Consider the following 13,018-nt stretch of genomic DNA (forward strand, 5'->3'; position numbering starts at 1 on the left):
TGAATGGATCTTTACATTGTTTCCAAAAGTCGAATCATATCGTCTAAATGAAACGGAGCCTGCCTCTTCATCGTTTCGGCGAAAGAACTAACCATTTTCAACGTTTTGATGCTATCAATGGGATGCTTTCCCGCCGCGCTTTCAGCCGATAACATGACGGCATTCGTTCCATCTAACACTGCTTGGAAAATATCTGTCACTTCCGCCCGTGTCGGTTTCTCATGCTCAATCATCGACTGCAGCATTTGTGTCGCCGTAATGACGTATTTGCCGGAGCGATTGCACTCGTAAATCATCGCCTTTTGCAATAGAGGCACCCAAGCAAACGGCAATTCTACTCCTAAATCGCCCCGCGCGACCATTACTCCATCAGATTGGCCGAGAATATCCGCAAAATTTTTGAGCGCCTCTAGCGTTTCAATTTTTGCGATCAACATCGGCTCGTTCGCGTTAAAGGAGCGAATCTGTTTGCGAATTTCACGTAAATGATCCGCTGCCCTGACAAACGAACAAGCGATCATCTCCACCTTTTCATCAAGCAAAAAGCGTAAATCGCGTTGATCCTTTTCCGTCAAAGCAGGAAGAGACAACTTGGTACCAGGAACATTGACGCTTTTTCGGCTTCCAATAACGCCCCCTGTTACGACCTCTGTTTCGATCGATGAGTCTGTAACGTTTTTTACAATAAGCTCAACTTCCCCATCATTCAGCAATATTTTCGCACCTACTTTTACGTCTTTGGCCATATTCGGGTAATCCACGCTTGCTTCTCTCTCGTTTCCAGCGCACGGAGTCATTTGCAATGTGAAAGGCTGTCCCTTTTTTAGCTCCGCCTTTCCCTCTTTTATGTCCCCAAGCCGAATTTTCGGCCCTTGCAAATCACCTAAAATTTTAATTGGCTTTCCCAATCGCTCACTTAGCGAGCGAACGGTGCGAATCACTTGTTGGTGCTGCGCATGGTCTCCGTGCGATAAATTAAGGCGCACAATCGTCATGCCATGAACAATCAGTTCATAAATCATTTTCTCATGATTCGTCGCTGGGCCAATGGTGCAAATTTGGTCAATCGCCATCGTTCATCTACCTCTTTCGCAAAAACTTTTTTTCTTAGTTTTGGCGATTTCGGCCCCTCTAAACCTCTTTTTCTTGCATGGTTGTTTTATCTATTTTTTCTGCGACGATAAACTTGAAACGCGATATAGACAATTGTCGCCGCAACAGCTATAGCGATTACAGGGCGCAAATACGGCTGGGCAATTTCATCAATCTGTTGCCAATGGTTTCCTAAACGTTCGCCGAGAAACACAAAGAAAATCGACCATGGGATGACGGCACACACCGTATAGATCGTGAATTTAGACCACGACATTTTCGCAATCCCCGCCGGAATCGAAATCGCATGGCGGACTACTGGAATAAAACGCGCAGTAAAAATAACACCCGGCCCATATTTTTTAAACCATTCCTCTGCTAAATCTAAATGCTTTTTATTAATTAATAAATACTTGCCGTATTTATCTAAAAATGGACGGCCGCCGTAAAGCCCCATCCAATAAAGAAAAAGCTGCGCGATTGTGCCGCCAATCGTTCCAGCAATCACCGCACCGACAAATGATACTTCCCCGCGTGACACGAGATACCCGGCATATGCCAGCACAATCTCGCTCGGAATGACTTCAATCATTAACGCGAGCGCAATTCCTATGTATCCTAAGTCAGCTAAAAAGGCAAAAATCGACTGAATTAAATCGTGCATCATTCTTCCTCCTATGTATAAAACAAGCTCTTATTACACCATATTCAAAACAAAATTATACTATACGATTGAAAAGAAAAAAATAAAAACGGCTATCCCCTTTGAAGAGATAGCCATTCATGTTTATTATGCGCTTTTAACAACTTCCTCGACATATTTCGTTGCTTTTTCCTCGTTATACTGCCCTTCCCATTTAGACATGACAACAGCAGCTAGTGAGTTTCCAACTACGTTTACAGCGGTGCGAGCCATGTCTAAAATACGGTCGATTCCAGCGATAAATGCTAAACCTTCCACAGGAATCCCTACGCTTCCTAACGTCGCTAACAAGACGACGAACGATACGCCCGGTACGCCGGCAATTCCTTTTGAGGTAACCATTAATACTAATAAAAGAGAGATTTGTTGCGAAATCGACATATCAATGCCGTAAAGCTGCGCAATAAAAATGGCTGCTAATGCTTGATAAAGCGTAGAACCGTCTAGGTTGAATGAATAACCTGTCGGAATAACAAATGATGTAATCGCTTTCGGACAACCGAATTTCTCCATTTTCTCCATGATCTTCGGAAGAACCGTTTCTGAGCTGGCCGTACTGTAAGCGAGAATCAACTCATCTTTTAAAATTTTAATGATATGCCATAGCTGAACTCCGACGAGCTTAGCAACAATGCCGAGCACAACGACAATGAAGAATAACATCGTGCCGTATACAACAATGACTAGCTTGCTCAATGGAACGAGCGATTGGACACCAAATTTTGAAACGGTTACACCGATTAAAGCAAAGACCCCAAACGGCGCAAACTTCATAATTTGGTTAGTTACATAAAACATCGCTTCAGATACACCTTGGAAAAACTGAAGCACCACTTTCCCTTTTTCACCGATCGCCGCAACGCCCAATCCAAACATTACAGAGAAGAAAATAATCGGCAGCATATTTCCTGTTGAAAGCGACTCAAAAATATTTTTCGGAACGATGTTGACAACTGTGTCAATCATCGAATGGCTTTGCACTTCGTTTGTCGTATCAACATATGTTTGGATGTCCGTTTTTTCAAGCGTTTTCATATTGACGCCTGTGCCTGGATGGAACAAGTTCGCTGCTAGCAATCCAACAACGATTGCTATTGTTGTAATAATTTCGAAATAAATAATTGTTTTTCCACCCAATTTTCCAAGCTTTTTTAAATCCCCAACATTCGCGACACCTACTACAAGGCTCGCAATCACAATTGGGATGACAATCATTTTAATGAGTCGAAGGAAGATATCTCCTATTGGCTGCAAATAGGTAGCCACTGTTGGATTTCCGTAGAAAATAGCCCCGACAGCAATACCGAGGATCAATCCGATAAAAATTTGCCAAGCTAATCCGATTTTTCTCATGTATCTACCCCCCTTTAGACATAAAGCAACAAAAGTTATTCTAATATGTTCTTTTTGTTATGTCAAGAATATTCGTATAATAATGTAAATTATTACCTTTCATTTTTTTTATATGTCCAAACACGGACAGTCTTCCCCATTCATACATATAAGTATAGGCTAACGCCTAAAACAATAAGGGTGGGGTGAGAACATGTCAGGTATACTGTCTGCATTAGCATTCATTATGAAAGAACTAATGTTTTTAGTTTCATATATTAAAAACAACGCATTTCCCCAACCATTAAGCGCCCAAGAGGAAGAAAAATATTTACAACGGATGGCAGAGGGTGACGAGGAAGCGCGCAATCTGCTCATCGAGCATAACTTACGACTTGTGGCTCACATTGTAAAGAAGTTTGAAAATACGGGTGAAGATGCCGAAGATTTAATTTCCATCGGCACAATCGGTTTAATTAAAGCAATCGAAAGCTATTCGCAAGGAAAAGGGACGAAGCTGGCCACATACGCAGCGCGGTGTATTGAAAACGAAATTTTAATGCATCTTCGTTCACTAAAAAAAACAAAAAAAGACGTGTCACTTCATGAACCGATCGGGCAAGACCGCGACGGAAACGAAATCAGCCTTATCGATGTGCTCAAATCGGAAGGTGAAGATGTGGCCGATGAAATTCATTTAAACATGGAAATTGAACAGGTGAAAAAGTACATCGACGTGCTTGACGAACGGGAAAAAGAAGTAATCATCAGCCGTTTTGGCTTGGATTTGCAGAAGGAAAAAACGCAGCGCGAAATCGCTAAAGAACTCGGCATCTCAAGAAGCTACGTCTCCCGCATCGAAAAGCGGGCATTGATGAAAATGTTTCACGAGTTTTATCGCAATGAAAAAGAGAAAAGACGGTAACGAAAAATGGAGGCTGCTGCGCGCAGCCTCCATTTTGTGTTGATCAAAGCTGAGATAGCTCAATGGCCTTCTCGATCGCTTCCCCCAATTGACCAGGCTGAAAGTCGTTTGGAAGGACCATATCAGGACCTATTCCATCATATCCTTTACGCCCCTCATTTTTAGTAGGACAAACTTCATCCCCCTTCTCTTTTGTCCAAAACACCATCACTAGCTTCTTATTCTTTAACACTTTTGTGCGTCCCCGAATCTTTAAATATTTCTCTAACGGTATACGTGTATCGCCGTCCCACGGAATGCTATCGAATTGGTCCATAGTCTTAAGAGCGAATTCCTCTATATCCTCAATCGAATATGGATAAGCGAGTTCGTTCACAAGATGGATTTGGATCACTCCACCTGTTTTTTCATGGATTCCATTGGCTACAAAATATAAGTGGCTATTTTCTGTATCAAAATATACGCTTACTAATTTTTCCTCATATGTCATCCATCGCCCCTCCGCCTGTGCACTGAAACTCGTTCATAAACAATATTATAATCTCTAGGTACTAAAAAATCAGACGCCAAGCGCAAAATGCATTTGAATCATTCCGCATCAATACCAAACGCCCGGAAACAACTCCCGGGCGTTTGTTTTTCTATCTATTCCCCTCTTAGAAATGAAGTAGCCGTAATACAGCGATGTTCATTGCGCTTCGACGCTGATTTCCGCACTAATAATTAATGCAATCGCCGCTGTAATGACAATCCCCATCACCATTAAGAACATCCCTTATTCCTCCCTTAATAGTTCTTTTTCTATTATTTTACACGAGAAAGAGGCAAGATTCGCCGCAAAGTTTTGAACAATTTATGAAGCCGGATTTTAAAAAAGAAAACGCGAAGCATCATCGGCATTCCCCCTTTAGTTAGGTGGAATCCCCCGTTTCTGCCAGCCACATCATCATTCGAGATTTCGTCATCATTTCTTACCATCCTCCTTCTTAAAATCGCTGATATATCGAACACTTCCGATCCATGATCTCCTCTTCAACCTGTTTGATCATCCTTTCTCTTTCGATCTCAGCTACCGTCCATTTTCTTCGTTGAATAGTAACTGTAATAAACAATAAATGTAGCGTCATCGGTTTCCCTCCTTTCACATAACAAAGCCGCAGGCAAATGATCTTCCTGCGGCTTTTGGGCGCAAAAAAGCCGCAAGAAACGATCCCTCCTGCGGCGTTGCGTGCTTTTTCATACAATAACGATAGTAGTGTCATTGGAAGGTCGAATCGTTTGAATAAGTTTTATACAGTTGCTTGCGTGGGTTGTCATCGTCGCCATCGTGTTCGACCTCCTTCAAAATAATTTACACAGGTAATTATATCCAACAGAGAATAACTTGTAAACGGCTCATGGTAAAAATAAGAAAAAAACCTATTCCCGCATATGGGCAATAGGTTCAATGAACTGTTAATAAAATCGCACGATCGCTACAAAGACACTTCATCCTCATCGTCTAACTTCCGCAGACACGCCGCAGAACAGCGCGAAAAATAAATAGAGGCAGCCAAAAATACAACGATAGCGATGAGGACGAACGGTTTTTTGGCGGCCTCCAACGCATGCGGGATAATGGTCCCGAGATAAAAAAGAACGCTCACAGCAAACAGAACAAGACTGTAAGCTTTGTAATCGCTCGCTTTGGCGCGCAGTTGTTTCCGCTCCCGTTCGTTCAATTCTATTTCCTCCTCTTCTTCGCTTTTCCTTTTTTCAATGTACCATAGGAACGAAGATAGGAGGGGATGTAATTTATGCCAACGCCTGCGCCAAGTCTTCGATTAAATCTTCCACGTCCTCAAGGCCGACAGAAATGCGCACGAGCCCATCCGTGATGCCAAGTTCTTCGCGACGCTCTTTCGGAATCGAAGCGTGCGTCATTTTCGCCGGAAGAGAAATTAAGCTTTCCACTGCTCCTAAACTTTCGGCGAGCGTAAAGTAGCGAACGCGGTTTAATAATTGATCGGCTTTTTCCGCGCTTCCTACATCAAATGATACCATGCCGCCGAAGCCGCGCATTTGTTTTTTCGCGATTTCGTGATTTGGATGCGTTTCAAGACCTGGATAATACACTTTTTTCACGGCTGGATGAGTCGTTAAAAACTCGACGATTTTACGCGTATTTTCTTCATGCTCTTCCATGCGGATGCCGAGCGTTTTAATGCCGCGCATGAGAAGCCATGAATCTTGCGGCCCAAGAATGCCGCCTGTCGAGTTTTGAATAAAATGCAAATCGGACGCGAGCTGCTCGGAATTTACCACAACAAGACCTGCTACGACATCGCTATGACCGCCTAAATATTTCGTTGCGCTATGAACGACAATATCCGCGCCAAGGACAATCGGCGTTTGCCAATACGGCGTGCTGAACGTGTTGTCGACAATCGTGAGCAATCCGCGCTGCTTCGCAAGCGCTGACACCGCTTTTAAATCCGTAATTTTCAACAATGGATTTGTCGGCGTTTCGATATGAATCGCCTTCGTATTTGGTTTGATGTGCTTTTCAATATTCGAAATATCGCTTGTATCAACAAATGTTGATTCAATACCGAGGCGATTTAATACTTTCGTCATCACGCGATACGTGCCGCCATACACATCGTCCGTTAAAATGACGTGGTCGCCGCTATTGAACAACATCATGACCGCGGTAATCGCCGCCATGCCGGAACTGAAGGCAAATCCCGCATGTCCTTCTTCAATATCTTTAATCAGCTGCTCTAATGCATGGCGCGTCGGATTGCCTGTACGCGAATACTCGTACCCTTTATGGCCTCCGACCCCTTCTTGTTTATACGTGCTCACTTGATAAATCGGCACGGATACGGCTCCTGTATGCGGGTCGCCTGCGATGCCGCCATGAATGAGTTTCGTTTTTCGTCTCATAATTATATCCCACCTTCGTAAATCTTTTTGCTTAAGTATCGTTCACTGCTGTCTGGAAAGATCACAACGATATTCGTGCCTGGCTTCGCTTGCTCTGCTTCGAGCATGGCTGCGTGGAAAGCCGCGCCGGACGAACTGCCGACAAGCAAGCCTTCTCGTTCCGCGAGCTCTTTTACCCGGCGAAACGCATCGTCATCTAACACCGTATGAATCGCGTCAAAATAGCTTGTGTCCATATAATCCGGCAAAAATTCCATGCCGATTCCTTCTGTTTTGTGCGGCCCCGGCTCACCGCCGTTTAAAATCGATCCCTCTGGCTCAACGATGACCGTTTTTATACTTGCCTTTTTCTCCTTTAAAAATTGTGCCGTGCCCATAAATGTGCCGCCCGTTCCCGCTCCAGCGACAAACACGTCAATATTTCCGTCGAGCTGCTCCCAAAGCTCTGGCCCAAGCGTTTTATAATACGTTCTTGGGTTGGCAGGATTGGCGAATTGCTGCGGACAATATGAATTCGGAATTTCCTGAAGCAACTCTTGCGCCTTGCGGATCGCCCCTTGCATCCCTTCGCTTGTCGGTGTGTTAACGACCGTCGCTCCAAGCGCTTTCATTAACTGCTGCTTCTCGACGCTAAATTTTTCCGGTACGCAAAAAATCACGTTGACATTTTTGCCAACCGCCGCTAATGCAAGCCCAATGCCAGTATTGCCTGCCGTCGGTTCAATAATGGTGCCGCCTTCTTTTAGTTTGCCGCTTTCAAGCGCATCGTTTAACAACTCTTGGCCAAGGCGGTCTTTGACGCTTCCGCCCGGGTTAAAATATTCGAGCTTCGCAAACAAATGGACCCCTTCTGGAAGCGGAAATTGCGTAATTTCAACGATCGGAGTGTTGCCAATCAGCTCATGGACGCTTCTTGCTATTTTCATGTTGTCACCTCTTTCACAATATGAAAAAAGGAGAGAGCCCCCTCTCCTTATGAACGTTTCAATTCGTCCACCATCGCTTGAACAAGTTCGGATGAATGAAGCGCTGCTTTATGCAAAAACTGTTCAAACGATACATTCGACTCCTTCCCGGCAATGTCGGACAATGCACGAATGACAACAAACGGAACGCCAAATTGGAAGCATACTTGCGCAATCGCTGCCGCTTCCATCTCGACCGCATACAAATCCGCAAGCTTTTCGCGCACAAACGCGACGCGCTCCGGATCGCTCATAAACGAATCGCCTGTGGCAATCAATCCTTTGACAACTTGAATCTCACGAATTTGCTCGGCGCTTGTTTCCGCTACCGCCACAAGCTTCGCATCGGCCGCATAACGCGCCGGCATGCCCGGCACTTGTCCGTATTCATAGCCAAATACCGTGACATCGACGTCGTGATGCACCACTTCCGTCGAAATCACGATGTCGCCGACATTTAATGTTGATAAAAATCCACCGGCAGACCCTGTATTAATGACATAGTCCGGTTGAAAACGCTCAAGCAAAATCGTTGTCGACATCGCCGCATTGACCTTGCCGATTCCCGATTTTAATAAAATGACATCGACACCGTTTAATGTCCCTGTGTAAAATTCGCAATTGGCGACGACCGTATCTTGGCGGTTTTCCATTTTTTCGCGCAAAATCGCGACTTCTTCTTCCATCGCTCCAATAATCGCTACTTTCATCACTTCGACCTCTTTCGCTTATTGTTTCACAGCCTCCATCAACCAAACAAAACGATTCAACGGCGCAAAGGAAACGGAGAAGCCGTGTTTTCCAAACATACTCTCAAGTACAGGCAGCGTCGTATAATATTCGCGCTCTAGATCCTCGGCTAAATTATGAAACCCTTTCTCTTTCGCTTCCTTAATCATTTGCTCAAAGGCTTTTTGATCGACAAAGGCTGTATCCGCAAACACTATTTTACCACCTTTGTTCAATCGCTTTCCATACTTGCTAATCGCTTGTTCTTTTTCCTCATCGGTTAAATGGTGGAACGCATACGTGCTGACGATCGTATCAATTGCCTCGTCCGGCCACGGAAAGCTTAAGAAGTCGCCATCTTGAATCAGTACCGCATCTCCTAGTTTTTCATGTGCTTTTTCTCGCATCGGTGCCGACGGTTCAATGCCGTACACCTTTTTGCCGCTCTCAAGGAGTTTTTTCGTCAAATTCCCGGTTCCGACTCCGAACTCCAATACGACCGAGCCCGACTTTTCAACGACTGTATTTAAAATCGTATCGTATCCGGCAAATACGTCACGATACTCCTCATCATGTCCATGAACCGATTCATCATACGATTGTGCCCATGTTTCAAATAATTCAAGAAATTCTCTTCCCATGATGTCACGCTCCATAATGTTAATAATTCCTATAAGTATAGTATGAATTAAATATATTGCTGTTCTCAATCTATCATAATTTTTTCGTTTATTCAATGGAAATATGCTAAACTACAGATGGAAAGGAGGAGCGGCATGAACATTTCATTCGACTTGATTCAAGACAAGGTGGAATTTTTTGAGGCGACGGACTTAGCGACATTGGAGAAAAAAATTAATGAACAAATCGAACATAATAAAGCGATTTTGCTTGAGGTGCATCATGTGTCACATCAAATGCATGTTGCGGAAAACGGCCAGCGCTTCTACAGCGCCGTTGTCCACTTCAAAGCGAAAAAATAAACGGATTTCTCGCAAAAAGAGAAATCCGTTTATTTTTTAAGCTGCTGCACCTTCGTCGGTTTCCAGCCTTGGTTTTCTACCCATTCGATGTAAACACGGTATTTGACGCTTTTGTCTTTCGGAGAAACGGTAGCGACCGCTTTGTTCGGCCCGTTATTGCCGATAAACCAGACAATCATATCCGTTTGCGATAGGCCCGTCGCATAACTGACCGCATCAAGCATTTCTTTCCAGTCAACGGATTGTTCATCAAATTGCGTCACGTGCGGCTCTGTTTGCGTTGTTCCAACCGGCTGCCATGACGGATTCACAATTTCTTTTAGCACGTCAGACGAAGGATCTCCGGCCGTTTCAATGACTTGTTGCGCCGGCTCTTCAGTTTTCTCCTCTTCTTCTGTTTCTGTCGCCTGCTTTTCTTTTTCTCCCATTTCCACTTCGACTTTGTCTTCATCCGTTTCTTTATGTTTCGTTATTTTTTCTTTATGTACCGATGCTTCTTCATGTTCGCTTTTATTGCTAAAAAGCAACGGCCAGCCAAAAGCGATAATCAGCACAAATACGATAGCAAGCGCAATATTTAACGTGCGATTTATTTTTCTTCGCTTAGAGCGCTGTTCAAAACGCGAATGCACCTCTTTTGCCAATCGCCATCCCTCCCCGCATTCTTGCAATCGCCTTAATGGTAGCACAATGGTGCCACTTCACCAATAAAACGAAGTTCGTTTGGCATCTAGCCTTTCTGCCGCAATCGACGGAGCGCTGCTTGCGGCTATGCACCTGCCTTCTTCGAACCGTGAATCAATTGGCATGCTAGTGTTTTTTGTTCGGGGAATGAGACTCAAAAGCGTACGTTAAGCCTCATTCCCTCATATTTTTCAGTAAATAAGGGATCATCAACACTTGTGATTATACCATTTTTGTTCACCATCATAAATGCCTTCTCTGTCATTTCGGATTTACGTCCCACGAATTTCGCTTGGCATCAAACTCATATATTCTCTTGACAAGATCGTAAAATACGTCATTTGTCACAGCTTGTGAGTTCGGGCTGTCTAAATCGACGACAACAAGGGCATATTTCGGTGCTTCGGCCGGAAAATAGCCAGCAAACCATTTATTAATTACAGTTTCTCCCTGAGGCGTCGTTTTTCCTGTTTGCGCGGTTCCTGATTTTCCAGCCACAGCATAAGGGAGCGTTTGAAACCGCCGGCCTGTACCGCGCTCGTCGGTGACTACTTTCCGCAGCAACTCTTGCAGCTTCATAGCGGTTGAATGGGAAATAGGTGACTCCTCTGAAAATGGTTGTTTCGAAAATGAAAAAAACGTGGTCCCATTTTTATATAACATTTTACTAACAGCCCGTACTTGCTCTGCGTCCCCCCCTCTAGCAATCGTCGCCATCATATTAGCGACAGCAAGAGGAGAAACACGCACATTTTTTTGGCCGATCGATGTCTGCGCCACCGCCAGCGGAACGAACTTATCGCTTTTGTCATACCAAATCGTGCCGCTCTTTTCTTCTGGAAGTTGGCGGAAATTCTCCAAATGGTAAACATCACCTTGCCAGCCTGCGAGCGGATATAATCCTAATTTTTTAGCGTATTGTTCGATAATTCCCGGGTCTTGCTTCACAAGCTCTTTTCCTAAAGTCGCAAACGCATTGTTACAGCTGACGGCAAAACTTTCGTCAAAAGACAGCATTCCATATGAATGCTCCGTATCGGGAGCGCCATCAATTTTTCGGCTGCAATTAAACATCCGCCCTTCTTTGGCAATCCCTTTCTCGATGGCTGCGGCAGCGATGACGGTTTTAAACACAGAACCAGGAATTTGCGGCAACAGCATTTGATTTTCCGCTGCTTTATTTTTGTATGGGTCATGCGGATCCATCGCCGGACGGCTCGCCATCGCTAATACGCTATTTGTCCTTACATCCAGCAGCACAACTCCTCCTTTTTTCAGCTGGTGTTGTTCAAGCACGTCCTCTGCCATTCGCTGTAAATCCCGATCAATCGTCGTTTGTACAGAGATTGGATAAAATGGATTTCCCGGATCGCTATATTTTACATCAATGCCAAACAGCGGTCCTCCTTCGGCATCAACATGATATAAAAGCCTCGTTTCTCCCTCGGGAAGCAAAAACTCATCAAATGCTTTTTCCAGTCCGTGAATCCCTATTTTCGTATATTGAGAAACATGGCGATCTGGATAGCGTTCCCGCAATAGCTGCGGGTCTTGGCGGGTAAATCCGATTAATTGTGCTGCATACACATGCTCCAATGGGTATTGTTTATCAATGGCGAGCACCCCAGGAATATGGAGTTCATTAATTTTTTCCATTTGTTCTTTTGTTAGCGGAAACGGATCGGTTCCAAGCGAAAAAACAACTGGTTTTTTTGCTTTTTGAATATAAGAACGAATGAGATCTGAAGAAACGTTCAAAATACTCGCCAATTTTTCAATGGGCCAATTCATCGTTTTCAAAAATGGGAATAAAATGAGGGAAGGAACCGATTGAACAGTGAGCGGTTTGCCATTGCGATCCACGAATGTTCCGCGCCCCTCGTTGATGACCATCTCTTGTGTCCTTTGAGCGACGCTTTCTTCAATTAAATTGATATGCTGTTTGGAAAACGATTCTGTACTTACTAACTGAATTTGCACAAGACGGCCAATCAATAAAAAAAGACCGAGTTGGATCAATACAAGCACTGTCACGATTCGTTTTTTCCGCATAAAAAACACCTCGTCTTCATTGTTGACGAGGTGGAATGTTTTAAAACCTATTTCACTGCTACAATTTTAACGAACATTTCTCCTCCTGGAGTTTGTACACTCACTTCATCTCCTACTTTTTTGCCAAGCAGAGATTTGGCGATCGGCGAGTCGTTTGAAATTTTTCCTTCAAACGGATCGGCTTCCGCACTTCCAACAATCGTATACGTTTCTTCTTCACCATCAGGCAATTCGATAAATGTAACGGATTTTCCGAGCGATACAACATCCGGATTTTCAGTATCTTCTTCGATAATTTGCGCATTGCGGATCATATTTTCGAGCGTTTGAATGCGCGCTTCCACGAAAGCCTGCTCATCCTTCGCAGCATCGTACTCTGAGTTTTCGGAAAGGTCACCGAATCCGCGCGCGATTTTAATGCGCTCCACAACTTCTTTTCGCTTTACCGTTTTTAAATATTCGAGTTCTTGTTCTAGTTTCTCTTTCCCAGCTTTTGTCATCGGGTATTGTTTTTCATTCGACATACCGTTACCTCCTCGTTTTTATGTATATAAAAGGTACGAACGGTGAAAAATTCGTTCGTACAAATGGGGCTTATAGACTGTAAACAGCTGCCTTGGCCACA

The 13,018-nt window shown here is 44.1% G+C and carries 15 protein-coding genes; 2 read left to right on the top strand and 13 right to left on the bottom strand.

From position 1 onward, the window contains the following. Positions 1-11: 11 nt before the first annotated feature. The 3 genes from pyk to gltP all read right to left on the bottom strand — a co-directional run bounded on the left by pyk (position 12) and on the right by gltP (position 3,148). Positions 12-1,073, bottom strand: coding sequence for a pyruvate kinase (gene pyk, locus N667_RS0101290; protein WP_027407884.1), 1,062 nt, complete (start codon positions 1,071-1,073; stop codon positions 12-14). Between the two features lie 86 nt (positions 1,074-1,159). Beyond that, positions 1,160-1,756: a DedA family protein gene (locus N667_RS0101295; protein WP_027407885.1), complete on the bottom strand. Its 597-nt coding sequence runs from the start codon at positions 1,754-1,756 to the stop codon at positions 1,160-1,162. A 126-nt stretch (positions 1,757-1,882) separates the two neighbouring features. Beyond that, positions 1,883-3,148, bottom strand: a complete 1,266-nt coding sequence (gltP, locus tag N667_RS0101300; RefSeq protein ID WP_027407886.1) for a glutamate/aspartate:proton symporter GltP — start codon at positions 3,146-3,148, stop codon at positions 1,883-1,885. A 193-nt stretch (positions 3,149-3,341) separates the two neighbouring features. Between gltP and sigK the strand changes: the two genes are divergently transcribed. Further along, a complete protein-coding gene (gene sigK / locus N667_RS0101305; RefSeq protein ID WP_027407887.1) occupies positions 3,342-4,052 on the top strand; it encodes an RNA polymerase sporulation sigma factor SigK in 711 nt (236 codons plus the stop codon). Positions 4,053-4,095: 43 nt separating this feature from the next. Here sigK and N667_RS0101310 read toward each other — a convergent pair whose 3' ends face one another. The 7 genes from N667_RS0101310 to N667_RS0101350 all read right to left on the bottom strand — a co-directional run bounded on the left by N667_RS0101310 (position 4,096) and on the right by N667_RS0101350 (position 9,315). After that, complete coding sequence (locus tag N667_RS0101310; RefSeq protein ID WP_027407888.1) at positions 4,096-4,542, bottom strand: hypothetical protein; 447 nt, start codon at positions 4,540-4,542, stop codon at positions 4,096-4,098. 496 nt (positions 4,543-5,038) lie between these two features. Beyond that, the gene (locus tag N667_RS19250) at positions 5,039-5,179 is read right to left on the bottom strand and encodes a YrzI family small protein (RefSeq protein WP_084278798.1); all 141 of its coding nucleotides are present in this window, start codon (positions 5,177-5,179) and stop codon (positions 5,039-5,041) included. A 348-nt stretch (positions 5,180-5,527) separates the two neighbouring features. Continuing rightward, the gene (locus tag N667_RS0101330; protein ID WP_027407889.1) at positions 5,528-5,773 is read right to left on the bottom strand and encodes a YrhC family protein; all 246 of its coding nucleotides are present in this window, start codon (positions 5,771-5,773) and stop codon (positions 5,528-5,530) included. Positions 5,774-5,846: 73 nt separating this feature from the next. Further along, complete coding sequence (locus tag N667_RS0101335) at positions 5,847-6,980, bottom strand: bifunctional cystathionine gamma-lyase/homocysteine desulfhydrase (RefSeq protein ID WP_027407890.1); 1,134 nt, start codon at positions 6,978-6,980, stop codon at positions 5,847-5,849. A 2-nt stretch (positions 6,981-6,982) separates the two neighbouring features. After that, positions 6,983-7,906, bottom strand: a complete 924-nt coding sequence (locus tag N667_RS0101340; protein WP_027407891.1) for a PLP-dependent cysteine synthase family protein — start codon at positions 7,904-7,906, stop codon at positions 6,983-6,985. Between the two features lie 47 nt (positions 7,907-7,953). Further along, positions 7,954-8,655, bottom strand: a complete 702-nt coding sequence (mtnN, locus tag N667_RS0101345; protein ID WP_027407892.1) for a 5'-methylthioadenosine/S-adenosylhomocysteine nucleosidase — start codon at positions 8,653-8,655, stop codon at positions 7,954-7,956. Positions 8,656-8,673: 18 nt separating this feature from the next. After that, on the bottom strand, positions 8,674-9,315 hold the full coding sequence (locus tag N667_RS0101350; RefSeq protein WP_027407893.1) for a class I SAM-dependent methyltransferase: 642 nt from the start codon (positions 9,313-9,315) through the stop codon (positions 8,674-8,676). 135 nt (positions 9,316-9,450) lie between these two features. Here N667_RS0101350 and N667_RS0101355 point away from each other — a divergent pair, with 135 nt between their 5' ends. After that, positions 9,451-9,657 (top strand): YrzA family protein, encoded by a 207-nt coding sequence (locus N667_RS0101355; protein ID WP_027407894.1) that lies wholly within the window; start codon positions 9,451-9,453, stop codon positions 9,655-9,657. Between the two features lie 29 nt (positions 9,658-9,686). Here N667_RS0101355 and N667_RS0101360 read toward each other — a convergent pair whose 3' ends face one another. The 3 genes from N667_RS0101360 to greA form a co-directional block, all read right to left on the bottom strand. After that, a complete protein-coding gene (locus N667_RS0101360; protein WP_035097756.1) occupies positions 9,687-10,301 on the bottom strand; it encodes a YrrS family protein in 615 nt (204 codons plus the stop codon). Between the two features lie 301 nt (positions 10,302-10,602). Continuing rightward, on the bottom strand, positions 10,603-12,393 hold the full coding sequence (locus tag N667_RS0101370; protein WP_027407896.1) for a peptidoglycan D,D-transpeptidase FtsI family protein: 1,791 nt from the start codon (positions 12,391-12,393) through the stop codon (positions 10,603-10,605). Positions 12,394-12,440: 47 nt separating this feature from the next. Then, on the bottom strand, positions 12,441-12,917 hold the full coding sequence (greA, locus tag N667_RS0101375) for a transcription elongation factor GreA (protein WP_027407897.1): 477 nt from the start codon (positions 12,915-12,917) through the stop codon (positions 12,441-12,443). Positions 12,918-13,018 lie beyond the last annotated feature (101 nt).

This window comes from Anoxybacillus tepidamans PS2, assembly GCF_000620165.1.
GTDB lineage: Bacteria > Bacillota > Bacilli > Bacillales > Anoxybacillaceae > Anoxybacteroides > Anoxybacteroides tepidamans_A.

Excerpts from the sequence above, each read along its gene's own strand:
- mtnN (WP_027407892.1), bottom strand. The coding sequence starts at position 8,655 with ATGAAAGTAGCGATTATTGGAGCGATGGAAGAAGAAGTCGCGATTTTG.
- pyk (WP_027407884.1), bottom strand. The coding sequence starts at position 1,073 with ATGGCGATTGACCAAATTTGCACCATTGGCCCAGCGACGAATCATGAG.
- N667_RS0101340 (WP_027407891.1), bottom strand. The coding sequence starts at position 7,906 with ATGAAAATAGCAAGAAGCGTCCATGAGCTGATTGGCAACACTCCGATC.
- N667_RS0101295 (WP_027407885.1), bottom strand. The coding sequence starts at position 1,756 with ATGCACGATTTAATTCAGTCGATTTTTGCCTTTTTAGCTGACTTAGGA.
- sigK (WP_027407887.1), top strand. The coding sequence starts at position 3,342 with ATGTCAGGTATACTGTCTGCATTAGCATTCATTATGAAAGAACTAATG.
- gltP (WP_027407886.1), bottom strand. The coding sequence starts at position 3,148 with ATGAGAAAAATCGGATTAGCTTGGCAAATTTTTATCGGATTGATCCTC.
- N667_RS0101370 (WP_027407896.1), bottom strand. The coding sequence starts at position 12,393 with ATGCGGAAAAAACGAATCGTGACAGTGCTTGTATTGATCCAACTCGGT.
- N667_RS0101350 (WP_027407893.1), bottom strand. The coding sequence starts at position 9,315 with ATGGGAAGAGAATTTCTTGAATTATTTGAAACATGGGCACAATCGTAT.
- N667_RS19250 (WP_084278798.1), bottom strand. The coding sequence starts at position 5,179 with ATGACGCTACATTTATTGTTTATTACAGTTACTATTCAACGAAGAAAA.
- N667_RS0101335 (WP_027407890.1), bottom strand. The coding sequence starts at position 6,980 with ATGAGACGAAAAACGAAACTCATTCATGGCGGCATCGCAGGCGACCCG.
- N667_RS0101355 (WP_027407894.1), top strand. The coding sequence starts at position 9,451 with ATGAACATTTCATTCGACTTGATTCAAGACAAGGTGGAATTTTTTGAG.
- greA (WP_027407897.1), bottom strand. The coding sequence starts at position 12,917 with ATGTCGAATGAAAAACAATACCCGATGACAAAAGCTGGGAAAGAGAAA.
- N667_RS0101310 (WP_027407888.1), bottom strand. The coding sequence starts at position 4,542 with ATGACATATGAGGAAAAATTAGTAAGCGTATATTTTGATACAGAAAAT.